At 64.9% G+C, this 23,642-nt stretch carries 21 protein-coding genes; 13 read left to right on the top strand and 8 right to left on the bottom strand.

The window, feature by feature from the left end; all coding sequences use genetic code 11:
* Nucleotides 1-177 precede the first annotated feature (177 nt).
* The 9 genes from A5695_RS09170 to A5695_RS09130 all read left to right on the top strand — a co-directional run bounded on the left by A5695_RS09170 (nucleotide 178) and on the right by A5695_RS09130 (nucleotide 10,969).
* Entirely contained in the window at nucleotides 178-1,707 is a 1,530-nt protein-coding gene (locus A5695_RS09170; RefSeq protein WP_068080222.1) for a PEP-utilizing enzyme, read from the top strand.
* Nucleotides 1,704-2,621 (top strand): hypothetical protein, encoded by a 918-nt coding sequence (locus A5695_RS09165; RefSeq protein WP_068080188.1) that lies wholly within the window; start codon nucleotides 1,704-1,706, stop codon nucleotides 2,619-2,621. Before A5695_RS09170 ends, A5695_RS09165 begins: the two co-directional genes overlap by 4 nt.
* 60 nt (nucleotides 2,622-2,681) lie before the next feature.
* Entirely contained in the window at nucleotides 2,682-3,299 is a 618-nt protein-coding gene (locus A5695_RS09160) for a hypothetical protein (RefSeq protein ID WP_068080186.1), read from the top strand.
* Nucleotides 3,296-4,810, top strand: a complete 1,515-nt coding sequence (locus A5695_RS09155; protein ID WP_068080185.1) for a pyruvate, phosphate dikinase — start codon at nucleotides 3,296-3,298, stop codon at nucleotides 4,808-4,810. The genes A5695_RS09160 and A5695_RS09155 overlap by 4 nt, the downstream gene beginning before the upstream one ends.
* Nucleotides 4,807-6,441, top strand: a complete 1,635-nt coding sequence (locus A5695_RS09150; RefSeq protein WP_231974770.1) for a PEP-utilizing enzyme — start codon at nucleotides 4,807-4,809, stop codon at nucleotides 6,439-6,441. Before A5695_RS09155 ends, A5695_RS09150 begins: the two co-directional genes overlap by 4 nt.
* Before the next feature lie 223 nt (nucleotides 6,442-6,664).
* Nucleotides 6,665-7,717 carry a TIGR03857 family LLM class F420-dependent oxidoreductase gene (locus A5695_RS09145; protein ID WP_231974769.1) on the top strand — a complete coding sequence of 351 codons (1,053 nt, stop codon included), beginning with the start codon at nucleotides 6,665-6,667 and terminating at the stop codon, nucleotides 7,715-7,717.
* Nucleotides 7,714-9,315 (top strand): PEP-utilizing enzyme, encoded by a 1,602-nt coding sequence (locus A5695_RS09140; RefSeq protein ID WP_068080218.1) that lies wholly within the window; start codon nucleotides 7,714-7,716, stop codon nucleotides 9,313-9,315. The genes A5695_RS09145 and A5695_RS09140 overlap by 4 nt, the downstream gene beginning before the upstream one ends.
* Nucleotides 9,312-10,343 (top strand): hypothetical protein, encoded by a 1,032-nt coding sequence (locus tag A5695_RS09135; protein WP_068080181.1) that lies wholly within the window; start codon nucleotides 9,312-9,314, stop codon nucleotides 10,341-10,343. The genes A5695_RS09140 and A5695_RS09135 overlap by 4 nt, the downstream gene beginning before the upstream one ends.
* Entirely contained in the window at nucleotides 10,340-10,969 is a 630-nt protein-coding gene (locus tag A5695_RS09130) for a TetR/AcrR family transcriptional regulator C-terminal domain-containing protein (protein ID WP_068080179.1), read from the top strand. Before A5695_RS09135 ends, A5695_RS09130 begins: the two co-directional genes overlap by 4 nt.
* A 72-nt stretch (nucleotides 10,970-11,041) precedes the next feature.
* Here the strand turns inward: A5695_RS09130 and A5695_RS09125 are convergent, their stop codons facing one another.
* From A5695_RS09125 to A5695_RS09100, 6 genes are all read right to left on the bottom strand, one after another.
* Entirely contained in the window at nucleotides 11,042-12,226 is a 1,185-nt protein-coding gene (locus A5695_RS09125) for a DUF1214 domain-containing protein (RefSeq protein WP_068080177.1), read from the bottom strand.
* A 2-nt stretch (nucleotides 12,227-12,228) separates the two neighbouring features.
* Nucleotides 12,229-13,404, bottom strand: a complete 1,176-nt coding sequence (locus tag A5695_RS09120; RefSeq protein ID WP_082945943.1) for a sulfotransferase — start codon at nucleotides 13,402-13,404, stop codon at nucleotides 12,229-12,231.
* Complete coding sequence (locus A5695_RS09115) at nucleotides 13,401-13,787, bottom strand: DUF4286 family protein (protein ID WP_068080173.1); 387 nt, start codon at nucleotides 13,785-13,787, stop codon at nucleotides 13,401-13,403. Before A5695_RS09115 ends, A5695_RS09120 begins: the two co-directional genes overlap by 4 nt.
* Nucleotides 13,788-13,819: 32 nt before the next feature.
* The gene (locus A5695_RS09110; protein ID WP_068080171.1) at nucleotides 13,820-14,950 is read right to left on the bottom strand and encodes an LLM class flavin-dependent oxidoreductase; all 1,131 of its coding nucleotides are present in this window, start codon (nucleotides 14,948-14,950) and stop codon (nucleotides 13,820-13,822) included.
* 65 nt (nucleotides 14,951-15,015) lie between these two features.
* The gene (locus tag A5695_RS09105; RefSeq protein ID WP_156749539.1) at nucleotides 15,016-15,642 is read right to left on the bottom strand and encodes a TetR/AcrR family transcriptional regulator; all 627 of its coding nucleotides are present in this window, start codon (nucleotides 15,640-15,642) and stop codon (nucleotides 15,016-15,018) included.
* A gap of 204 nt (nucleotides 15,643-15,846) precedes the next feature.
* A complete protein-coding gene (locus A5695_RS09100; protein WP_068080166.1) occupies nucleotides 15,847-16,851 on the bottom strand; it encodes a spirocyclase AveC family protein in 1,005 nt (334 codons plus the stop codon).
* Between the two features lie 113 nt (nucleotides 16,852-16,964).
* Between A5695_RS09100 and A5695_RS09095 the strand changes: the two genes are divergently transcribed.
* The 4 genes from A5695_RS09095 to A5695_RS09080 all read left to right on the top strand — a co-directional run bounded on the left by A5695_RS09095 (nucleotide 16,965) and on the right by A5695_RS09080 (nucleotide 20,747).
* Nucleotides 16,965-17,591: a TetR/AcrR family transcriptional regulator gene (locus A5695_RS09095; RefSeq protein WP_082945942.1), complete on the top strand. Its 627-nt coding sequence runs from the start codon at nucleotides 16,965-16,967 to the stop codon at nucleotides 17,589-17,591.
* A gap of 106 nt (nucleotides 17,592-17,697) precedes the next feature.
* A complete protein-coding gene (locus tag A5695_RS09090) occupies nucleotides 17,698-18,384 on the top strand; it encodes a TetR/AcrR family transcriptional regulator (protein ID WP_082945941.1) in 687 nt (228 codons plus the stop codon).
* Nucleotides 18,385-18,457: 73 nt separating this feature from the next.
* Entirely contained in the window at nucleotides 18,458-19,609 is a 1,152-nt protein-coding gene (locus A5695_RS09085) for an acetyl-CoA C-acetyltransferase (RefSeq protein ID WP_068080165.1), read from the top strand.
* A gap of 1 nt (nucleotide 19,610) precedes the next feature.
* Entirely contained in the window at nucleotides 19,611-20,747 is a 1,137-nt protein-coding gene (locus tag A5695_RS09080) for an acyl-CoA dehydrogenase family protein (protein ID WP_068080163.1), read from the top strand.
* A 36-nt stretch (nucleotides 20,748-20,783) separates the two neighbouring features.
* Here A5695_RS09080 and A5695_RS09075 read toward each other — a convergent pair whose 3' ends face one another.
* Both A5695_RS09075 and A5695_RS09070 read right to left on the bottom strand, forming a co-directional pair.
* Nucleotides 20,784-21,920 (bottom strand): acetyl-CoA hydrolase/transferase C-terminal domain-containing protein, encoded by a 1,137-nt coding sequence (locus A5695_RS09075; RefSeq protein ID WP_082945950.1) that lies wholly within the window; start codon nucleotides 21,918-21,920, stop codon nucleotides 20,784-20,786.
* A 59-nt stretch (nucleotides 21,921-21,979) separates the two neighbouring features.
* Entirely contained in the window at nucleotides 21,980-23,581 is a 1,602-nt protein-coding gene (locus tag A5695_RS09070) for an FAD-dependent oxidoreductase (protein WP_068080159.1), read from the bottom strand.
* Between the last annotated feature and the right edge of the window lie 61 nt (nucleotides 23,582-23,642).

Here is a 23,642-nt window from a genome sequence, read left to right as displayed (position 1 = left end):
TCGTATTTAATTTTCATTCGAAACGTGACCGGGGTCTCGATGCACTCATGTTCGGGGTTGGATCACACCGCGCCCAACCCGTTGCACGCGATGTCGTCTCCGACGGCAACCTGGAGCTCCATCAACCTGGCCGAAGCGGTGCCCGGCGTCATGACACCCCTGTCCGCAAGTGTGTGGATTCCCGCCAGTGAACTAGGCCTCCGACAACCATTCGTAGCGATGGGCGCGTTGCCCGCGTCAAAGGGAGGCATCCCCCACCGTCCCGACGAGCGCATCACCAACGCGTTCTTCGGACGGATGGCGGTCCGGGTGGACTTCCTCTGCGAGATGGGTGACCTCATTCCCGGACAGTCGGGCGCGGCGCTGTCACGGGATTTCTTTGGTTTCGTCCCGGAGAATTTCAGCAGCCGTCCCTCCGCACGGAGATTGCCGTTCATCGCGGCACGGTATCCGCGGACTCTCTTGACAATTGCTCGCCGGATAAGACGGCTACGGGCCCAGACGGACACCTGGTGGCGCACCCAGACGACCCGACTTCCCGACCTCGACCTCGACCTCCGGGGTACGCAGACGGTGGCCGAGGACGCGCGCAGGCGCTTCTTCGACGCGCTCGCCGCGCAGGCGGTGATCTCTGCGACCTTGATCCAGCCTGTACAGGAGCAGCTCTCGGCGCTGTGCGCGGCCGCAGGGATAGATGCCGCCGTACTGCTGCGCGGTTCCGCCCACGAAGAGTGCCTGGTGCTAGATGACCTCTGGGCCGTATCCCGAGACACACTCACGATCGAGGCATTCTTGAGCCGGCACGGATACCACGGTCCGGGCGAGGGCGAAGTGGAGACGCGGGTCTGGCGTGAGGACCCCTCGGCCGTAGCCAGCATCGTGCACCGCTATCGAGAGAAACCCGACTCGGACTCTCCGCGGCGCGATGCCGCCGAGCATCGAGTCCGTCGCGACCGCGCCGAGGCCAGGCTGATGTCACGGTTGCGCCCGCTCAGCCGGGCACGGGCGCGCATCGTGTTGGGACTTGCCCGGCGCTACATCCCGCTTCGAGGCACGGGAAAGGTTTCGTACCTGCAGAGTCTTGACGTCTTACGCGCCGCGACCAGACACATCGGCGCGCTGCTGGTTGAAGCGGCTCGGCTGTCGAGCCCGGACGACGCCTTCTATCTGACCATCGATGAGCTGATCGGCGCGCCCGCCACGGACCCCTCCGTCGACCTGCATCAGATCGTTCTCGACCGTCGCGCACTGCGGCTGCAGTATCAGCAGCTGGCCGCACCCAGCGCGTGGACCGGGCAGCCCGAACCTATCGTGCCGACGAAACACCATGACGAGCCGATCACCCGACTGTCGGGAGTCGGGGCGTGCGGCGGTGTTGTCGAGGGACGGGCGGTCGTGATCACCGAGCCCGCCGACGCCGACATCGACGACGGCGACATTCTCGTCGCGCACACGACGGATCCCTCGTGGGTGTCGCTGATGTTCTTGAGCGGTGCGCTCGTCGTCGACATCGGCGGGCTCATGAGTCATGCCGCCGTCGTAGCCCGTGAGCTCGGAATTCCGTGCGTGATGAACACGGGCACCGGAACAACCGACCTACGCACCGGCGACGTCGTGCGCGTCGACGGCGCCGCGGGAACTGTCGAAGTAATCGCCCGAGACATTCAACCGACGTCAACGATGCCCGAAGGGACAGATCGCCGATGACCAGATCCCTCGACAGGGCCGCATCACCTGATGCGGGCGGCACCGCCGCCTGGGGTCCGCTCGCGACCGCCGTGCACACCGACGCCGCCGGCGCCGACGATCCGACATGGAAGGACAACGCCTACCTTTCCTTCTGGGACGTCGAGGCGAGCGTCTACGGCACGATTCACGTCTCCACCTCTCCCAATGATGTGAAGGCTCGACGGGCGCGATTCTCGCTCTATCTCGATGGTCAGACCGTCGAGATCATCGAAGACCTCCCGATGGGGTCGTTCGTCAGCGAGTCGATCCAATTCGGGCTCGATGGCACCATCACGGTCGACCACCCCGAACTCGTAGTTCGGGTAGGCAACGCACCGCTGTGGGCACCTGCCGACTTCAGCCTCAACGAGCTCATCCCGCCCCTGGTACCCGGTAAGCCGCTACAGCACTTTCAACAGGCGTGCAGCGTCAAAGGAGCCGCGCACCGCGACGGGCACACTTGGACTTTCGACGCCACCGGGATGCGCGACCGCACATGGGGCTTCCGGGACGAGGCTGCCCAGTGGCTCGAATACGCCGGCCTGGTATGCGTCATCGATGGGGCCTTCGTCTCCGCGATGAAGTTCCTCGGCACCAACGGGGACCTGCGCTCCGACGGCTACTGGGTCGACGACGCGGGAGCGGTCCTGATCACCGACATCAAATTCCGGCGGAACGCCGCCGCGCAATTCCTGGCGAGCACACTGACCCTCGCCGACGGCCGCGTCAAGACAATCGGCCTGATCTCGCGGCGTGCCGGGTTCTTCGTACCGATGGGCCGCGACACCGACGGTCCTGCATTCGGCACCTACGACGACTTCATGACCCTGACCTGCGATGGTAAAGACGGCGCCGGATTCGTCGAGCAGGGCGTCGTACACCGCGTGTGCTGATATGCCGCTACCGCAACCGATATCAAGCACACCTATATATATATATAAGGAGAAAACTCGATGGGCGAGGATCGCCTTCGCGTACTGCAAGCGCTTCGCTTGAAGGGCCGCCTGCCGGCGGCCGACTTGGCGGGCACCACCGGCCTCGATGAGAACACCGTCGATGAGATCGCTGCGAGCCTGACCGCGAACGGTCTGGCCGAGGAAGTGCGCGGGCGGCTCAAGCTGACGGCCGCCGGCCGCGAACAACTCGAAGAGTATCTCGCGGCAGAGCGGCGGGACGTCGACCGACAAGCGGTGGTCGCGCTCTACGAGGAGTTCGGTGAGCACAACATCGCGCTCAAGACGTTGATGACGCGCTGGCAACTCAGGTCCGACGACACCCCCAACGATCACACCGATGCGGCCTATGACAACGCCGTCATCGAGGATCTGGGCCACCTCGACGAACGGTTCCAACCCCTGCTCAGCCGCATGGTCGCGGCGGTGCCACGCCTTGGGCATTACCCGTCCCGATTCAGCGCCGCGTTGGCCCGTATCGAGGCCGGCGACCACTCGTGGTTCGCCAAGCCGTTGGCAGACAGCTATCACACGGTCTGGTTCGAACTCCACGAGGACCTCATAGGACTGGCGGGACTGTCCCGCGTCGAGGAGGCGGCCGCGGGGAGGGCCGAATGAGTCCGCCCACCGAGACCGCGACCGCCCGTGTTCAGCCACTGGTCAAAGGTGGCCTGTTGACACGAGATCAAGTAGGTGGCAAGGCCTGGAGCATTCAGCACATGGTGTCGCTGGGCATCCCCGTCCCCCCAGCCTTCGTGGTGACGACCGCGGTCTGTCGCGAATACCACGCTAGTGGCCGCGTCCTACCGACCGGCGTGCTCGACGAAGTGACGACCGCCATGAGGGATCTGGAGCGCCGCACCGGACGCAACTTCGCCGCCGACGATCGACCCCTGCTGGTCTCGGTTCGATCCGGGGCGGCGACGTCCATGCCGGGAATGATGGACACGATCCTGAACCTCGGGATGACCGCCGCCATCGAACGCGCACTCGCCGACGAAACCGGCGACGCCGGATACGCCGCCGATACGCGGCGCAGGTTCGACGAGCAATTCAACAAGGTCGTCGGTGTCGCACCGCCCGAATCACCTTGGGAACAGCTCGAGTTGGCCATCCGCGCGGTTCTCGACTCGTGGAATTCAAAACGCGCTATGGCCTACCGTCAGGCCCGCGGCATTGCCGACGACGGCGGAACTGCGGTCACCGTGCAGGCCATGGTCTTCGGCAACCTCGACGATCGTTCCGGGACGGGCGTGCTGTTCACTCGAGATCCGTTGAGCGGCAACCCCGAACCGTATGGTGAGTGGCTCACACGCGGGCAGGGCGAGGACGTCGTGTCCGGGCGGGCAGACGCCCAGCACCTCGACGATCTGTCGGCGGCCATGCCCTCCGTGCATCGCGAGCTGCTCGCCGCGGCCAACGTCCTTGAGCGCCACGGACGCGACATGCAAGACATCGAGTTCACGGTGCAATCGGGCACCTTGTGGCTTTTGCAGTCCAGAGCTGCCAAACGAACACCTCAGGCCGCGCTGCGGTGCGCCGTCGGGCTGGAGCGCGAGGGCTTGATCACCAGCGCCGAGGCTCTCGATCGAGTGACCGTGGATCACGTTCGGGCCCTTCGGCGTCCCGTATTGGATCCGGCGGCCGTCGCGGCCGCTCCCCCGGTCGCGTCGGGAAAGCCCGCGTCCCCTGGCATCGCGACGGGTGTCGTCGTGACGGACGCGGACAAGGCCGAAGAGATGGCGGACGACGGCACGTCGGTGATTCTCGCTCGCCCCACCACCGATCCCGATGACGTCGCTGCCATGTCGGCGGCGGTCGCCGTCCTGACCGAGTTGGGCGGCTCGACATCGCACGCCGCGGTTGTCTGTCGCGAGATGGCTATTCCCTGTGTGGTCGGCTGTGGAATCGACTCGGTGACCGCACTCGCTGGGACGGTCGTGACGGTGGACGCCGACAACGGCACCGTGCACGCCGGTGCTCTCCCCGTTCGTCCCGCGGTCGGGACCGACGACGCCGACATGCGCCAGCTGGAGGGCTGGTTGCGCAACGAGCTCGACGACCACGATCCCGCGACCGAGGTACTCACCTTGATCCAACGGCGACTCGAGCGGCGGAAAACTCGATGACCACCGTGGAGGCGATGCTCGACGCGTTGGATACGCCGTCCACTCGCGGACATCTCACCTGGACCACGGGCAATGTTGCCGAAGCCTTTCCCGGTGTCTTCACCACGCTTGGACTCAGCTTCGTCTTCGCGCCGATGGAGATGGCCTTCCGACGGATGTTTTACGACCTGGGCATTTACTCGTCGGCCGAACTTCGGGTTCCACGCGATGTCGAGGACTGCTTCTGGTCGGTCTTCGACGGATGGGGCGCCGGCAACATCGACAAGTTTCGCGAGATCGCGAACCGGATGCCGGGCACCACCGCCAGCGCCGTGGAGCAACAGTTGTTCGGTTACGTCCGACCCGAGACCGTCGATGCCAATACGGTGACGCGGTATCCGTTCATCTTCGCGAAGGCCCCGCGCTGGTTGTGGCGAACGCCGAAGGCTCACGACGCGATGTTCGCCGAGTTACGGGCCTGGCGGCAAAGCGAACTCGCGAACATCGACACGCTCGACGAGCACGCCTGCCGGGCCGCGCTAGTCGATGCCAGACAGCGTTTCGAAGACGTCATGAGCATTCACATGGGCGTTGCGATGGTCAGTTCGTCGATGGCCGAGAAGGTAGCCGCGGTCGCCAGGGATGCCGGCCACGCCGGTCTCGAAGCCGCACTGCTGTCCGGTGTCGGCTCTGACGAGAATGAGGTCGCCCACGACCTGTGGGCGTTGGCGCACGAGCGAATCACCGAGCGCGAGTTCATGGATCGGCACGGGTATCACGGCCCCAACGAGGGGCAGCTCTCCGGGGTCACCTGGCGAGAGGACCCCGCTCCGATCCTGGCCCGGATGGCCGACTATCGCGCCGTCACCGCCGACAGTCCCCGTGCCCCGCGTGCACGCAGTGCCGCGCAGGCGGAGCTCCGAGACCGGGCCCTCCTCACGCTGACGGCTGAGATGCCCACCGCCAAGCGCGCGGCGGTGCGCACCCTTATCAAGGTGGCCGCGCGCTACCTTGCCTTACGGGAGCAAGGCAAGGCCGGATACCTCATCGCGTTCGATGTCGCTCGCGCGGCTTCGCGCAGGCTCGGCCGGCTCTACGCCGACCGAGGACTCTTCGCCGACCCGGAGGACGTCTTCCACGTCGGCTACGACGATCTGATGCGCGGAATTCCCGGTAATTCAAAGGAACTCGTCAGCGAACGCGCTGCACAGTATCGTCGGCGGCAAGCGCTGCGGCTACCGAAGTCGTGGACGGGACTCCCAGAACTCGTATCCGTCACTGCCGGGTCCGGGACGCTCCTGGCGATGGGTGACACCATTTCCGGGGTGGCCGCGAGCGGCGGTGTAGTCGAGGGCCGCGCCCGCATCGTGCAGGATCCCGACGAGATCGAGCTCGACGACGGAGACATCCTGGTGTGCGAGACAACCGACCCCGCATGGGTGCCCTTATTCCTCGTGGCCGGCGCCGTCGTCACCGACCACGGTGGACTGCTCAGCCACGGGCCCATCGTCGCGCGCGAACTCGGCATTCCGTGTGTCTGCGGGACCGAAGAGGGGACCAGGCGTATCGCCGAGGGGCAGCTTATCCGGGTGGACGGCAATCTAGGCACGGTGACGGTTCTCGAGGATCATCCGACAGTAGTGAACGGCTAACGGCAACAAGCCATTCAATCGCCGCAACGGCCGCTCGGCAGTCGCCGAGGCGGCTCACTGGCTGTTCAATTAATAAGCAACACAACACTTTTCGGAAATTGATTCGCTCGCAACTCTTGACCCAACGAAGTACACGTCGTATACATAGCTCATGAACTACGAAAGACCAAGCCCGGTAGACGATCTCAGCGCGTACCTTATCGCCGGGCGCGTGGTGTCCCACGTGCCCGACAATTCAACCGACGATACGGGTGCACGAACCGTCGCCCAAGGCATCGACGACGGCGTGGAGGCAGAGCGTCTCGGCTTCGCCAACGTCTACTTGTCCGAGCGGTGGAATCTCAAGGAAGCCGGCGTGGTGTTCGGCGCCGTGGGGGCCCGTACGTCCCGGATCGGGTTGGGCACTGGTCTGGTATCACCTGCACGGCGCCATGTGCTGCACATGGCTGCTCTTGGTGCGACGCTGCACGCGGCGGTGGGACCACGGTTCCTGCTGGGCCTCGGCCGCGGCGATCACGCATACCTCCGTCACGAGGGTCTGAAGACGGCGGGCTTCGACGGCGTCGTCGATTACGTCAAGATCCTGCGCCAACTCTGGGCCGGACAGGTCGTCACCTACGACGGCCCCGCAGGCACCTATCGCAACATCAAACTGGGCGATGTCTATCAAGGACCCGCACCCAAGGTGCTGTACGGCACCTTCGGACTTCCGAGAGCCGCGACGGCGGTGGCCGAGGCATTCGACGGCGTGATCCTTCCGCCCATGATGACTCCCGAGGCGACTGCGGCGTCGGTGGCACGACTGCGCCGGGCTTGCGAGGTGATCGATCGTGACCCGGCTTCCCTGCACATCGTCCAATGCATAGTCACCGCACCCGATCTCGGCGAGCAGGAGGCACGCGCGCTGGCACATGCCCGCGCAGTGACCTACCTGCAGGCGCCCGAGTACGGCGCGGCTCTGGCCAAGGTCAACGGCTGGAGCTTCACACCCGTCGAACGACTCCGCGCCTCGCTGGAGGAAGCCCTTCGTGCCAGCGGAGATGCGATGGCGGACACGGCCTTTCACCGAGTACAGCTGATGGAAGCGGCCGCCTTGGTCCCCGATGAGTGGATGGAACAGTCGTGCGCCTTCGGCAGCGCCTCCCGGTGCGCGGAAAAGCTGCGCGAATACAAGCACGCCGGCGTCGACGAGATCACCACCTACGGCAGCACACCCGGTCAGAACGCCGGGTTACTTGCCGCATGGCGCGGCACACGCGCGGAGAGCGCTCGATGAGCGTGGACATTCATGCGCCCAACCCGATGCACCGGATCTCGGGTCCGGACGACGCGTGGTCGACGATAAACACTCGAGAAAACTTCCAAGGTGTGATGAGCCCCCTCGGGGCCACGCTGTGGCTGCCGGTCAGCGACCTCGCGGTCAACGGCACGTTTCACGATCTCGGCGTGCTCCGCAAGAGCGAGGTCAGGGCCGCGAGGACACCGGCCGAGTCGTCGTCCACGGTCTTTTACGGCCGGTACACGGCCAGCATCAACTACTTCCGCCGGATCAGCGACCTGATTCCGGGCCAGTCCGGCGCCGCGTTCGAAGAGCAGATCTTCGGATCGTCGCGCAGCGGCATGGCGGACACGGCGTCGAAGCGACGCTACCCCGTGGTGGCCGTGAAGGCTCCGCTGGCCATCATCGCCCTGCCGTCACGCATTCGGAAGATGTCAGCGGACGTCGATGCGTGGTGGCGCTATGCGATTTCGGCCGCCGGGATGGCCCGCCCCGTCGATACCCAATTCGCCGAGGCGTTGCAGAAGCTCGAGTACGCGATGCGGGTCCACGTCACCGGAACATTCGTCGCGCAAGGCATTTTCGACGCACTCCGCAAGCTGGCTGATTCGGTCGGACGTCCGGGCTTACACCTCGAACTGTCCACCGGCTACGGCCAGATGGTCGAAACCCAATTCGTAGCGGCGCTCAACGACGTCGCGCAAGGCCGCTCCACGTTGCCGCAGTTCCTCGCCGAGTACGGCTTCCGGTGCGCGGGCGAAATCGAGGTGTCCAATCCATCGTGGCGCGAACGCCCAGACTTGGTGCAACGGGTGGTGGACAAATACAAGGCGGCGCCCGAGCGCCAGGACTTGGGTGCGGCGGCCGCGGCACGAACGGGGGCTCGAAGAAAGGCCGAGCGCGAGCTGCTCGACGCGATGCCGAGGTGGAAGCGTCCCGCCTGCCGCCTGATTCTCAAGTTGGCCGCCACCTTCATTCCGCTCCGCGAAGAGGGAAAGGCAGCGCTCGCACAGGCCTTTGACGGGGCCCGCGCGGCATGCGGCGTACGGGGACGCGAACTGGTGGCCGCAGGCGTCCTGGACACCCCTGAGGACGTCTTCTACCTCACCATCGACGAGATTCGCGGGACACCACCGGTGGACGCGCGCGAACTGGTGGCTCGCAGGCGTCTGCTGCGGTCCGCCTACGAGCAGATCGACGTGCCGGACGCGTGGGTCGGCCCGCCGGTGCCCGTGCAGGTCGAACGCACCGACGACAATCGAGTGGGGTCGGTGACCGGGGTGGCGGCCGCACACGGCATCGCCGAGGGACCGGCGCGAGTTCTGGCGAGCGCCGACGACCTCGACGACCTGGAACCCGGCGAGATCCTGGTTTGCCGCACCACCGATCCGTCGTGGGCGTCGGCGTTTCATCTCGCCGCCGGGGCCGTCATCGACATCGGGTCGACCTCCTCGCACGGCGCGATCGTCGCCCGAGAGATGGGCATGCCATGTGTGATCGGCACCGGCAACGGGACGCAACTGCTGCGCACCGGCGATCACATCCGTGTCGACGGCGGGACCGGCGTCGTCACCATTCTCAGGGAGGCGCAATGAGCGAGAATACGTCCTATTTCATGAACGCCCAAGTGGCCGACTCCTTCGGCAGCACGCACCCCGGCGACGAGGGCATGCACCGTCTCGAGCGTGACCGGATATCCGACCCCGCGCTGGTCGAGACGGTGTTCTGCGGGTTCAGCGTCCCCGAGGCCGACATTCACTGCCTCAACTACGTCTGGCTGCACCCGAATCTGCGACTGATGAGCGGCGGGGCGTGGGTGTGGAAGGGCATCAAACAGACGCAGCTCGAGGCCGAACTCTTCGACATGCGCGACTTCGTCCCCGACCGATCGATCACTGACGACGGCGGTGACCTTCTCGACGTGACTCTGCCCAACGGTTACCGTTACCAGGTGCTTGAGCCGCTCGAACGGATCCGGATGAGCTACGCGGATCCTCACCGCGGCAACGCTTTCGACGTGACGGCGACGGCGGTGATGCCGCCGGCCATGCTGCCTTCCAACCGACACTTCGACCAGATGATGCGGACGTCGGGCACAGTGACATTGCGTGGTGAGGAACTTCGCGTCGACGGCTACTCGATCCGGGATCGGTCCTGGGGCGAGGCCCGCACCGAGGACCCAACCGGGCTTTCTGGGATTCACTGGTTGGTGGCGATGTTCGGCGACGACTACGCCGTGCACGTCACCGGCCTCGAGGACCCGTCGACCGCGCAGTGGCGCAACCGATTCGACGAGGACGCGGGACTGTCGCAGAAGATGAATCGCGGCTGGGTGTGGAGGGACGGTCGCTTGCTCACCGTCACGTCGGCCCGCATCGAGACCGAGTGGGACACCACCGGACGCCGGCAGGCGGCACACCGCGTCGTGGTCATCGACGAGACCGGAGCCGAACACCGGTTGCACGGTGAAATCAGGGCTGCGGCCCCGTGGCACACCTGGTCCAACGTGCATATGAGTATTGGTCTCGCCCGATGGGAGTGCGACGGCCGCGTCGGTCACGGTGACAGCCAGGTGGCGATGTGGACCGACTTCGTGCGGGCCGCCTTTGGAGACTCCGCTTGAACGAATCCGCCGAACGCGGCTACCGCAACTTCCTGAGCTTGGACGCCATCGTCGCCGAAGCCCGGGCCGTCGCCGACGCCGACGGGCTCGAAGCCATCTCGATGCGAGTGCTGGCAGACCGCCTCGGCTGCACCCCTCGTGCGCTGTACCGGCACGTGTCGGACAAAGAGGAGGTGCTCGAACTACTCGCAGACCGCGCCTTGGCCGACCTGCCCATACCCCCGGCCGATGAGGAATGGCAGACGGCATTGAAGCATTTCTACACCGCCATGTACGAATTGCTGGTGACCTACCCGGCGGTGACAACGATCGTCGCGCAGCAGGCGGTCGCCGGGCCGCAATTCCGCACCCACGCTGACCATTTGGTGAGGCGACTGCTTGCGTCGGGTTTCGCGCCCGACACGGCCGTCGAAGCCGTGGTCACCCTAGCTCAATTCACCTTGGGAGCAGCACTTCCCGGAACATCGCAGCGTCTACACGACATCTATCAGACACGACCGCTCGACACCGCGCAGGGAGAGCTTCCTGCGCTAACCCATGTCCAGGCGCACTTCGCCAAAGACAACGCACGCGGAAGGTTCCGCACAGCACTTGCCCGCCTCATCCACGCCTACGACGACGCCTAGCGTCGGACGGCCGGACGGGTTAGCCAGAATGTCATCACCACCAGAAGCGTTGTGCCGCTTCCCCAGGCGGCGTCAGACCCGACGCCGCCACACCGATCTGGCTCGGCGCTGGATCGACTGCTGACGCTCAGCAGGAGACACCGTTTTGGTTGCCGCGGGTAACTCATCGGCCAGCGATGCCAAAGGGACTGTGCGGATGGTCGGCAACGGCACTGATTCGGCCTTGTAATACCGCGCGGTGATCAGACCGACAGTGTGGCCGCCGGCGTCGAGCCAGTTGGCGTAGCCGGGATCCTGGTGCGCGATTACCGCCCGGAACACCCCGTCGTCATCGAGCACCGCCTGGTGTCCGTTAAGCGAAGTCTGGCGCAGGTTCCAATCGAGTGCTTCCCAGAAATGGGACGTCAGCTGATACTGCCAGTAAGGCGCATTTGGCGGCGTCACCTCGATGATGACCGCCTCGTCAGGCTGGCAACGATAGACTCCCTTGCCGTACACCAAATCTGCCCACGCAAACTCGATGCCGACGAACTTCAGGGTGTCCGACGGCGCGGTGAAATACTCGTCTACGGAGTGCTTGCACGCAGCCGGGACATTGCGGATCCAGTCGATGAGCAGTTGCAGACGATCGGCCGACTCGACGGAACGAAGCGGCGGTGGTGGATAAGACACCCCGTCCCTCTCGATGACGAGATCTGCGGGTTCTTCGGTGTCCCAGTCGTAGTAATACTGCCGCACGATGATCGAACCGGGCCCCTCGGCGATCTTCAGCCAGTTGCCCGGCTGTTCGGTTGCGGAGAGCACGATCTCGATGGTGCCGTCGTCGGCTACGTCGAATTCGCTCTTGCGATCGACGACGGTCCACTGGGCGAGGTGAGCAGTGTGTCCGCTGCGGGTCTCCACGTCGAACAGTCGGGCGCCGCCGCGCGAGCCGCGGATGCGGTACACGCCGTCACCGTGTACCGCTGCGGTGTGATAGCAGCAGTCGGTCGCCGGAATGCCATACTGCATATAGGGACTGATGAACTTGATCAGCCACGGGTAATCGAAATCCCACCCCTCGACGGTCATCATGATCGCGGACTGCATCAACCGGGTGAGATACCGGATTCCTTCGGCCCGCAGGAGCGGCGTGTCGACCTTGTCGTTCTGATAGACGAAGGCGCTCAGGTCGGCAACTGCCTCCGAAAAGGCCTGCCACAGTTCGCCTTCTGCGATCCTCGGGTCGTCGATGGTGTCGGTCTGTTCAATCGTCATCGTCATGCTCCTGTCGCGGTGGTGCGGCCGAGTTCGGGAAACGCCTTCTCGTAGTCGCCGAAGTGCTCAGCGACGAGTTCCCGGGTCACGCCCCATCGACTCGGGTCGTAGTCATGGGTTCCGAAGTGCCCGGGCGGTCGGCGTGCGTCGTACTGTTCGAAGGCGGCGCGAGCAGCCGGCGTGACGGTGCGGCCGGCGCGCGAGTAGATCTCGTCGATGACGCCGTGAATGTCGTCGCGGATCGACTCGAAGCCGACGTCGTACAGGTTCAGGTCGGGGATGGCGGCACGGGCGGCGAGGTTCTGCGCCGTATACCGCCCCCAGAATGCGGCGAAGTCCGGCCCGAGCGCGGTGAGGTCGACGTGGTCGGAGTTCATCGCGCGGGCAACCTCGATCAGTGAACAGTACGAGCCGAGCACGGTGTGAATGTCGCGGTGGCACTGGATGAACAGCGCACCGGGGAACAATTCGTGCAGCAACGCGACCTGCCCGATGTGCATGGGCGACTTGAGCACCCACGGCCGTCCCCGCGACCCGCCGTCCTGCCATTGCAGGTACTGCAACATCGTGCGCATGTACGAGTACGCGAACCGCTGACGGTCGGCGATCCACTCGCGGTGCTTGGGCAGATGCAGTCGATGGGATGCGACCGGGGCGTCGAACGTGAGCTCCATGAGCCAGAGGTCCTCATCGGGCTCACGGGCCTCCATCGGATGCCTGGCCATGAACTCGGGCACTTGGCGCAGGGCTTGTTCGAACTGCTCGCCGATGGCGATTCGGGTTGCTTGGTCACCCATCACCGGCGAAGGGTTGAGCAGCCGCCACACTTCGAGACGTTGCATGCCCGGGTCGGCGGCGATGGTGCGCTGCAACTTCGACGTTCCCGTGCGAGGCATCCCGAGAATCACGATGGGCGGCTCGATCACTTCGTCGAGGATCTCCGGATGTTGCGCCACGTCACGGCTGAAGCCGAGTCGGTTGATCAAGAGCCGCAACAGGTCTTGTACCTGGGCGGCTACGCCGGCCTCGGTGAGTCGGGCGCTTTCGCGCATGTCGGTGATCAGGACATCGAGGCTGTCGATGAAGTTGGTGTCGCTTCCCCAGTCGTCACAGCCCGTGACGGCGGTCGCCGCCGCCATCAGGGCGTCACGATCGAGGGGAGGCAAAGCGGTTGTCATGCGGGAGAGGTCTCCGTCGTGGCGGCCCGCTCCAGCCGCTCAGTGAGGGGCAGACACAGCGATGCGCCGAGGCGCGTCATGTCCAGATGCACCGAGATGTCGGCGGTTCCGTCGGTCAGAGCGTTGCGCAGCGTCTCGGCGAAGGACTCGAGATCTGCGTCCGTTTCACCCTCGATCTCGTAGATCGCCAGATACTTCTGTTCAGGTCCTCCGACGCCGGGCAGGGTTTCGACGTCATGAGCGATCTCGTACCGCGTGGCAGCGATCACGCCGGGGATGGTCACCAGATCGCGAATGTGCTTGTTCGAATACCAATCGTTGAAAGCCTCCTCGGATTCCGGCGAGGTGGGTTGGGTGAAGGCCAACATGATGGCGTGCGGCATTGCACTCTCCTGTATTGATTTTGCTGGTTTGGTTACTGCGCCTTCAGACGACGTGCGACGTCGAGCACCCGGGCCGTCGACGCGGGAAACTCGGCCGCCCCGGTGTGCAGCGGCATGATGTCGAGCAGCCCCACAAACGTCGCGCCGGCCGCGATCCAGTCCCGACCCACTTTGGCGACCTGCTCGGCCGTGCCCCAGGTCGCGGAGCGTTCGCACATCGACTGCGGCACGCGCGCAACGATGTCCTCGGCCTCGCGCGCAGTCATAGCGAACGGCATGTAGTCCCGCGAGTAGTGCCACGACGGGGGGAAGACGCTCTGCAACCCCTCCTGTTCCCACTCGGCCTGGTTCATGCGGCCGTAACTGGCCGAGTACCACTTGATCTGGGGGCTGTTCTGCGCCGCGTCGATGACACCCGGATCGTCGTGCAATCCGCAGGGCAACCAGACGCCGAAGCCGAAGGCGTCCGGGTCGCGGCCGTTGCGTTCGACGATCTCCCGGATGGAATTCACCCTGCTCGCAAAGACGTCGAGATTGGGCACGGCGTTCGGGAACGACGCCTCGATACCGTCCGCGTATTTGGCGCACAACTCGGTGAACTTGGGGCCGCCGCCCAAGCCCCAGATCTCCGGGCGGGAGGGCCGGTAGGTTCCGATGTAGCCATTGTCGATCGTCCACCGCCTGCCCTGGTAGGTGAACGGGCCGTCGGCGTCGAGGAATTTGCGGGTAAGGCGCAATACGTCCTCCAACCGCCCTACCGCCTGACCGACAGGGTGACCGAAGGGGGCGAGATGCCGCGCCTCCCCCAAGCCGACGGCGCAGGTGACGACACCCTCGCTCGCCGATGCCAGTGACAGCAATGTGCGTGTGAGTTCTGCAGGTCGTGTGCGCACGGCGTCTGTGGTCATCCGAACCCCGATGGTGGAGCTCGCCGCCAGGGCGAACGCGCACTCGATGAAGGGGTCGTGGGTGGAGTGCGCATCTGGCTCGGGCTGACCCTCCGGAACGCCGAAACCCTGTGGCGCCCAACCAGTCAACTCATCCCACACCCAGAACTGATCAACGACGCCGGAAGCCTCGAGTGCACTCACGAAGTCTCGGATGCCGGCAAGCGGCGCGGTGCGGTGGTTCGGAAAGGCCGCAGCGATTCGCGGAGAGCGCATGATCGCGAACGCTAAGGGACTGCCAGTCCCTTGTCAAGGGACTGGCAGTCCCTTGATGTCGACCGCTAAGACGGCGACAACCGCGCTCCGTACAGGAATAGGCGGGTGACGTGGTCCACGATCTCATCGCGGTCAAACGGAACTTTCTTGCTGAAGATGATCGGACGATCGAAGATCACGATTGCGGCGATGCTTCCGAAGAGGACGCGCATCGTATGCTCGAGGCCCGACTGTGGCACCCAGCCGCGACGTTCGGCCTGAATCGCAGTCGTTCGCATGATCTCGTCGAAGAATCGGTCGAACTGCTCTTCCAGCCTGACCATGGTCACGTCGTCGAGGTCGTCGCCCGCCACAGCGATTCGAGCGATGGCGTGACGATGCACCAGACAGCTGTCGTAAAAGAGTTCGACGATCGTCCGCGTGATCTCGTAGTCACCCCATGCGGGGTTGTTGGTGTCGTAAGCCAGCCGGTAGTTCTCGAGAAACTCGACGAAAGGTTGCAGTACCGCTGCACCGAATAGATCGGACTTGTCGTCGAAGTGCCGCCAGATCGCGGACCGTGCCACGCCGGCTTCGGCGGCGATGTCGTCGGCGGTGGCCGCGGCGAATCCCTTGTCGCTGAACACGCGCTCAGCCGCAGAGATGAGAAGTGCGCGTACCTCGGCAGTGTTTCGTCGGGAACGCTCCGCCATGGCGGCCGATCCTAGCGAACACCGCAGACTGCGGGCGTGCCGTGCGGCGGGCGTCACGTCCGCGGCCGTGGTGCACCGTTCGCCCCGCACGATCACGGCCACGTTGACCGCCCAGGCCCATAATCGGCAACCTCGTCGACGGACGGTCCGGGCGCGGTCAACCTCGACGGACCGCCCGCCGTACGGGGCCGGCCGCCGGCCCCGTCAGCCGGGGAGTAAGTAGCTGGGCAGCGCGGCGTGCGAGGTGCCGATGAGGCCCAGCCAGTTGAACGGCAGATGGTAGACGAAGCAGAGCGTCACCATGCAGAACCCCAACACTGCGAAGTCGCGAACCCAGGGCTGCAGGGACGGCCGCCACCGCTCCACGCCGATCTCTATGGGCGACTGACCGACGGGGCGCTCCTCGGCCTCCATTCGAGCCCACGTGAACACGCAACCAACGAACGCAACCAGGATCGACTCGTAGATCGGGAATTGGTGCACTTTGCCCGCCCACAGCGTGAGTGGTTCGTAGGTCTTGGCGAACGCGTAGGCATGCGTGGTGCGGATGACCACGTTCTCGACGATGAAGTCGAAAAGAAACTCGAAGATGAAGACGCACACGAAAACCGTGAATTTGCTGTCCAATTGGGGGAAGCGCAACCGGAGCCGGTTGGCCTCGTAGCAAGCGACGATCGCCACGCCCGCGCAGAAGTAGATGTACATCGGCGGGCCCCAGATCAACGACTCTGCGTACCGACTCGGCGCATCCGGGTTGTGGAATGGCAGGAATTTCACCCACACACCCCGGTTGACGTTGGCGCTGTTCCACGCGAACAGGTATTGCTGCACGTTGAGGAATGCATCCGCCACGAAGCAGACGATGCCGCCGAGGACGAACTTGCCGTCAAGACTCAGGCGCCCCGTCTTTCGCAGCGGAACGACCACGCAGTACCACACGAAGGCCACCATCACCGCGAGACTGATCACCTCGAACACTCGCAGCGAGACCATCCGCCATGGTTCCATCACGTCCGGGCCGATCCGGGGAGCCGGCTCGAACTTCTCCCCCGAGGTCACCCACCGCACGATCACCTCGACGCAGATGGCGAACCACACCACGCCAATCAAAGCCAGAAATGTCGCCGGTCCCTGACGTCCCAGCGGTGCCGGCCGCGCCTTCTCGGGGTGGTCCGCAAGTGCACGGTCCGGCTTCATGGTCAACGACATAGCCACACTCCTATAGTTTACAAACGAGCTATTTTGTAACCGTTCGAGTGAATTTGACAACGTATTGCGAACTTTGTCAACGCCGAGGTGGTCTGCAGAGGTAGGCTGCCTGCGTGACGCGATCGTCTCGCTCGGAGTTGCGACTGCGCATCGTGGAGTCGGCCCGGATGTTGTTCCGCGCCAAGGGGATGCGCGGCGTGACGATGTCCGATGTCGCCGACGCGGTCGGCTGTACCCGGCAAACCGTCTACAAAGTGTTTTTCGACCGTCGCGAGCTCGTGCTGGGGGCCGCCGTGGAGCGCATCGTCGAAATCGCGGATGCCGCTGCGGCGCCGGTGTCCGGTGGCTCGTTCACCGAGGCGTTCGTCGAACTGTCGGTGACCGTGATCGAGACGCTGCGCAACGATCCTGAACTCACGGCTCTCTGGGGAGAGGGCAGCCCGGTGTCGGCGCACGAGACTCTCTGGGCCCCAGAGCTGATCGAACGCGCGCTCCTGTTCTGGCGGCCGTGGCTGGACTTCGGCCGCAGCAACGATCTACTCCGAGACGACCTGTCGAACCGCGATCTCGCCGATTGGTTGCACACGGTGTACGCGTCCATCATCCTGCGCCAAAACATTCCTCGGCAGGAGGAGCGAGCGATGATCGAGCGCTTCGTCGTTACCTCGCTGACCATGGCGAGCGGCCCGGAGTCCCACACACGCTCTGCCGGGGCGCCCATTCCGGTGTCAAGCCCGTAGTCGCGTCTGTCGAGACAAGGCGACGCTGAGTCCCGTTCTGTTCGGCCAGCTGTGGGTGAACACCGTGCTCGGCGACTTACCGCCCGTCGCCCCCTATTATTGAATGATGGTTAAGCGGGCTGCGTCCACAGGTGTGCGAGCGGAAGCCGCCGACTCCAAATCGCAGCGAACTCGCGCGCGCATCCTCGATGCCGCCGCACACGTGTTGAGCGTCAGAGGATTCGCCGGAACCCGTCTGACCGACGTGGCGGAGTTCGCGCAGCTGCAGGCACCCGCGATCTACTACTATTTCCCCTCCCGCGAGGATCTCATTGAAGAAGTGATGTTCTCCGGCATTAGCGAGATGCGCCAGCATCTGCAAAAGACCCTCGACGATCTGCCCGACGGGACGCCGGCGATGGAGAAGATCATGGCCGCCGTCGAAGCTCATCTGCGCCACGAACTCGAGTTGTCCGACTACACCACTGCTTCGATCCGCAACTCCGGACAGATTCCGGAGCACCTGAGCACTCGACAGAAAAAGGAGGAGTCGACCTACGGCCGGATCTGGCAGCGCCTCTTCACCGAGGCCGTCGCCGACGGCGAGCTTCGCGACGACGTCGACCCTCGGATGGCCCGCCTACTGGTGATCGGCGCACTCAACTGGGCAGCGGAGTGGTGGAATCCCTCCCGGGGATCCGTGGACGCCGTGGTGTCAACCGCGCAGACCCTGGTTCGCACCGGCCTGACTGCCGATAAGAAGGTGGCACCGGTCGAGCGCAGCCGCAAACGCTCACCCTCCAACAGCGCATAAGCCGCTTTACTTCGAGTCACCTGGCCAGCAGCCGGCATTTCTTACAGTTTTGATTCTATGTTAAATTAATCTCGTGGCTGAGGCATACATCATCGACGCTGCTCGCACTCCCGTCGGTAAGCGCGGCGGCGGCCTGGCCGGTGTACATCCGGCCGACATGGCCGCACATGTCATCCGGAGCGTGGTGGCTCGAAACGACATCGACCCCGAGACCATCGACGACGTGATCCTCGGCTGCCTGGACAACATCGGATCCCAAGCGGGCGACATCGCGCGCACCGCCGCGCTCGCCGCAGGGCTGCCCGAGTCGGTGCCCGGGGTGACGATCGACCGGCAGTGCGGATCAGCCCAGCAGGCAGTACATTTCGCAGCGCAGGGCGTCATGAGCGGAACGGTCGACCTTGTGCTGGCCGGTGGTGTGCAGAAGATGAGCCAGTACCCCATCCTCTGCGCGTTTGCCGCAGGAGAGCCGTTCGGCTCCAACGACCCGTGGACGGACTGCGTGGGTTGGCGCGATCGGTATGGGGATCAGGAGATCTCGCAATTCCGCGGCGCGGAGATGATCGCCTCGCAGTGGAAGCTGTCACGCGAGGACAACGAACGCTTCGCGCTGTCGAGCCATCAGCGCGCAGCGGCGGCGATCCGCGCGGGATATTTCGACACCGAGATCCTGCCCTACGTCGGCGTCACCACAGACGAAGGCCCGCGGCCGGACACCACACTGGAGAAAATGGCCAAGCTGCCGACCCTGGTCGAGGGCGGTGTGCTCACCGCGGCGGCGGCCAGTCAGATCTCTGATGCCGCTTCGATCCTGTTAGTCGCCTCCGCTGATGCGGTTGAGCGCTTCGGGTTGAAGCCACGAGCGCGCGTGCACCACATGTCCGTTCGCGGCGCCGACCCGGTGATGATGCTCACCGCGCCGATTCCGGCTACCCAACACGCACTCAAGCGAACGGGAATGTCGATCGACGACATCGACGTCGTCGAAATCAACGAGGCGTTCGCGCCCGTGGTGCTGGCGTGGCAGGCTGAACTCGGCGCCGACCCTGCGAAGGTCAACCCCAATGGCGGCGCCATCGCACTCGGCCATCCCATCGGCTGCACTGGCGCGCGGTTGATGACGTCGATGCTGCACGAGCTCGAACGCACCGGCGGTCGCTATGGCCTTCAGACGATGTGTGAGGGCGGCGGACAGGCCAACGTCACCATCATCGAGCGGCTCTGACGTGCGACGCCACCTTTATACCGAAGACCACGAAGCGTACCGCGAAACCGTCCGCGAGTTCCTCGAGCGAGAGGTCGTTCCACACCACGAGGAGTGGGAACGGAACCGTTGGATCGACCGCTCGGTATTCGCGGCGGCGGCCAAGGCCGGTCTCTATGCGCTGGAGATCGCCGAAGAGTTCGGCGGTGCCGGCGAACCCGATTACCGCTACCGAATGGTGGTGTGTGAAGAGGTCGCCCGCGCCAACACCCTGTCGTTCGGCGTGACGCTCAGCCTCCAAGACGACCTCGTCCTGCACTACCTCGCCGATCTGACCAACGACGAGCAAAAGCACCGGTGGTTGCCGGGTTTCGCAGCAGGCGAGTTGGTCGGCGCTTTGGCCATGACCGAACCGGGTGCAGGCAGCGACCTGCGCGGCATCCGCACCACCGCGCACCAAGACGGCGACAGCTGGGTGCTCAACGGCCAGAAGACGTTCATCTCCAGCGGCATCATGGCCGACCTCGTCGTGGTGGCGGCACGCACTGGCGACAAGCTCAGCCTGTTCGTCGTCGAGCGTGACACCCCGGGTTTTGAACGCGGCCGCAAACTCGACAAGATCGGCCTGCCTGCCCAAGATACCGCCGAGCTATTTTTCAACGATGCGCGCGTCCCGCGGGAGAACCTGCTCGGCGTAGAAGGCGAGGGACTGCGTCACCTGATGAGCCATCTGCCGCGAGAACGGCTCGGGGTAACCGCCGAAGCGATGGCCACCACGCGAGCGATATTCGACGTCACCGCCGAATACTGCCGTCAGCGACAGGCTTTCGGCGCACCGTTGACCGATAAACAGCACATTCGGTTCGAACTCGCAGAGATGCTGACAGAGATCGATGTCGCCCAGACGTTCGTCGACCAATCCGTGATTGCCTACAACGCGGGCGAACTGACGCCGGTGGATGCGGCCAAGGGCAAGTGGTACATCAGCGAACTCCAGAAGCGGGTCGTCGACCGCTGCCTTCAACTGCACGGCGGATACGGCTATATGACCGAATACCCTGTCGCCAGAGCCTATCTCGACACTCGGGTAAAGACGATCTACGGCGGTACCACCGAGATCATGAAAGAGATCATCGGCCGCGACATCGCCAAGTCCTGACCGGTCTGGTCGCCGTAGTCGTGGCCGTCGTCAGCTTCAGGCGGCGGCTTCGAAGTGCCGCGTGATCAGCCGTCGACGCTGATCCCAGTCAGCGGAGCGTAAATCGACCGCGCCCTGCTCGGTGACGATGACCTCGACATCGTAAGCCGGCGTCGACGCCGGCCTGCTGAGCCGCTCCACAAAGGTGGACCGTTCTCCGAAACGAGATGGCACCGCGATGATCGACAACCCACCCCGGCTGAGCCTGGCGGCGTTGCAGTAGTCGGGGTGCCCCCCGATGCCGCCGACGACTCTGTCGTTCACACCCTCGACGTTGATCTGGCCGTAGCAGTCGATTTCGATGGCCGTGTTGACCGCGACGAAGGGCATACCACGCGAGAGCCGGGTCTTGTCGTGGCTGTAGTCCAGGCCTCGCAGAATCGGCTTTCCGTCGGCCCACCCGTTGAGCAGACCGCTACCTAATAGATAAGTGGCAGAGGGTGTTCCAGCGAGCAGACCTCGTCGGTCGAGATCGACGACCGCGTCTGTCAGCAGACCGGTGTCGATCTGTAGGGCCACCTTGGTGCGGCGCAGGAGCGCGGTTCCCAATTGTCCCGGGCCGTACTGAAGCCGCACGCCCGCTGGTACGAATCTCAGCACCTGATCGGCGAGAGCCTCGTGGATGGGCTCGGGCTCTCGAGGCGCGAGTTCCCAGGGTCCACGGGCGGTGGTGGCGATGACCGTGACCCGCTGCTGCGCGACAGGCGCCTCGGCGCTCGCCGCGGGCGAAACCTCATCGACGACCGCCCATACAGGCACCCCGTCCTCGAGCAGCATCTGCTGCCAGGACACTTCGGTGCCGAATTGCAGGGTGCCGCCGCGTCGCACCATCCGAGTGATGAGCAAGTCGGGCCGGAGTGGACCAGAAAGCACACTGGGTACGGCGGCCAAAGAGGTAGGCAGCATTATGGCGTTGCTATCGTTCGCCACTGCCCGCACACCCCAGCCCGGCATCAACGCCACGACCCGCCGGAATGCCCTGGGATCGATGCCGTTCAGCGGTGCGGGCGTCCACCCGAGAAGAAGGGTGACATCGCCGCGTTCGCGGGCGAAGACGCTGAGCGTCGCGCCGACCGAGGTCCCGTTGTCGCCGCCGGTGAGTGCTCCGACTCCATCGCCGAAGGCGACCACCATATTGGGGCGCGCGATGGAATGCAGGCGAGCGGCGAGGTGCGGGTCGACCTGCGGCTCGCTCACTGCCGGGCCGCTGCCAGCAGAGCATCGACCCTGACGAGTTTTGCGCGCGGCCGCGATTGCGCTGCCCCAGCACGACGTTCGGCTTCGTCGATGCGCTGCCAGCCCTTCCAGTCGATGACGTCTACGCCGCGCTGCCGCAATAGCTCGTCGATGTCCTGCGCGGAACTGGTTGGCGCGCAAAGGGTACCCTCGCGGAAGTCCTGCAGCACCGCGGCAACAGTCTGCTCGGAACAAGCGCGATTGGTGCCGATCACGCCGCGCGGTCCGCGCTTGATCCAGCCCGCCACGTAGACCCCGGGGATCGGTCGTCCGTTGTCGAGGACCCGGCCGCCGTCGTTGGGTACGGTGCCCCGTTCGGCGTCGAACGGCAGGCCGGCGATAGCCGTGCCGTGATAGCCGATGGATCTCAACACCAGTGAGGTCGCGGTCAATTCGTCCGCGCCGCCGCCGCTGTCCGTAGGCGCCACGCGTACGCCGGCGACGCGGGGCGATCCGACAATGTCGGTCGGCATCGCACCGAAGCGAAACACCAACCGCTTGGTGCCCGTCCGCCGCTCGCGCCGTGATTGTTCGACAATGGCGTCGTACTTCAGCGCCGCTTCGAAGTCGCCGGTGGGCCGGTCTCCCAGCGGCCCTTCGACCACGACGTCGACGCCGGGCAGCTCGCTGAGCGCGAGGAATTCGCCGGCGGAGAATGCGGCGTCGCCAGCGTGGCGACGTCCTAGGATCACCACTTCCTCCACACTGCTGTCGGCGAGAGCGCGTAGCGCGTGTTCGGCAATATCGGTAGCGCCGAGTTCCTTTCGGTCGGCGAGAAGCACCCGCGCGACGTCGAGCGCGACGTTGCCGTTGCCGATGATCACGACTCGCGGTGTGTCCAGGTCGAAGTCATCGTCGGCGTGATCGGGGTGGCCGTTGTACCACGCCACGAAGTCTGAGGCCGCTCGGCTGCCGTCGAGGTGCGCTCCCGGGATCTGGAGGTCCTTGCTTGTGGAAGCTCCGACAGCGTAGATCACGGCGTGGTAGCGTGCCCTCAGTTCATCGTGGGTCAGATCCCGTCCGACGGTGACGTTGAAGTAGCAGCGCACTGCGGGGCTTGCCAGGGCAGGTTCGAACACGGATATGACGTCCTTGGTGCGCGGGTGGTCGGGGGACACACCGGCGCGGATCAGACCGAACGGGGTTGGCAGCCGGTCGAATAGCGAGATCCGAACTCCGTCGATGCGTGCCAGCTCGGCGGCGGCATAGCAGGCGGCCGGCCCAGACCCCACGATGGCCACTCGCAGCGAATCCGGCTCCACGTCCAAGGGGAGGGACTTGGTGTCGGCCGAACGGACGGCGAGCGGGTGCTCGGCGAAGTAGGCGGCGTTGATGTCGAGGAACGCCTTCTGGTTCGCCGGCAGATCGTCCTCGTAATAGATTGCCCCAACCGGGCATTCGACCAAACAGGCTCCGCAGTCCACACAGGTGGCGGGATCGATGTAGAGCATCGTGCGGTTCGGGTCCGCCATGGTCGGTACCGGGCGGATGCAATCCACCGGGCAGACCGGGACGCAACTGGCGTCGTTGCAACAGTTTTGGGTGATCACGAATGTCAACGGGGTACTCCTATGTCGAGCGCGTCGGCGGGCGCGCCAACGGGTGAAATCTGGCTCGGTC

Origin of the sequence: Mycobacterium sp. E1747, assembly GCF_001667775.1 — a bacterium.
Taxonomy (GTDB): domain Bacteria; phylum Actinomycetota; class Actinomycetes; order Mycobacteriales; family Mycobacteriaceae; genus Mycobacterium.
Note: the sequence above shows the minus strand (reverse complement) of the source record. Positions and strands in the feature narration are given on the sequence as shown.

Coding starts and splice junctions, on each gene's coding strand:
- A5695_RS09165 (WP_068080188.1), top strand. CDS start 1,704: ATGACCAGATCCCTCGACAGGGCCGCATCACCTGATGCGGGCGGCACC.
- A5695_RS09160 (WP_068080186.1), top strand. CDS start 2,682: ATGGGCGAGGATCGCCTTCGCGTACTGCAAGCGCTTCGCTTGAAGGGC.
- A5695_RS09155 (WP_068080185.1), top strand. CDS start 3,296: ATGAGTCCGCCCACCGAGACCGCGACCGCCCGTGTTCAGCCACTGGTC.
- A5695_RS09150 (WP_231974770.1), top strand. CDS start 4,807: ATGACCACCGTGGAGGCGATGCTCGACGCGTTGGATACGCCGTCCACT.
- A5695_RS09140 (WP_068080218.1), top strand. CDS start 7,714: ATGAGCGTGGACATTCATGCGCCCAACCCGATGCACCGGATCTCGGGT.
- A5695_RS09135 (WP_068080181.1), top strand. CDS start 9,312: ATGAGCGAGAATACGTCCTATTTCATGAACGCCCAAGTGGCCGACTCC.
- A5695_RS09125 (WP_068080177.1), bottom strand. CDS start 12,226: ATGACGATTGAACAGACCGACACCATCGACGACCCGAGGATCGCAGAA.
- A5695_RS09120 (WP_082945943.1), bottom strand. CDS start 13,404: ATGACAACCGCTTTGCCTCCCCTCGATCGTGACGCCCTGATGGCGGCG.
- A5695_RS09115 (WP_068080173.1), bottom strand. CDS start 13,787: ATGCCGCACGCCATCATGTTGGCCTTCACCCAACCCACCTCGCCGGAA.
- A5695_RS09110 (WP_068080171.1), bottom strand. CDS start 14,950: ATGCGCTCTCCGCGAATCGCTGCGGCCTTTCCGAACCACCGCACCGCG.
- A5695_RS09105 (WP_156749539.1), bottom strand. CDS start 15,642: ATGGCGGAGCGTTCCCGACGAAACACTGCCGAGGTACGCGCACTTCTC.
- A5695_RS09100 (WP_068080166.1), bottom strand. CDS start 16,851: ATGTCGTTGACCATGAAGCCGGACCGTGCACTTGCGGACCACCCCGAG.
- A5695_RS09090 (WP_082945941.1), top strand. CDS start 17,698: ATGGTTAAGCGGGCTGCGTCCACAGGTGTGCGAGCGGAAGCCGCCGAC.
- A5695_RS09075 (WP_082945950.1), bottom strand. CDS start 21,920: ATGGTGGTCGCCTTCGGCGATGGAGTCGGAGCACTCACCGGCGGCGAC.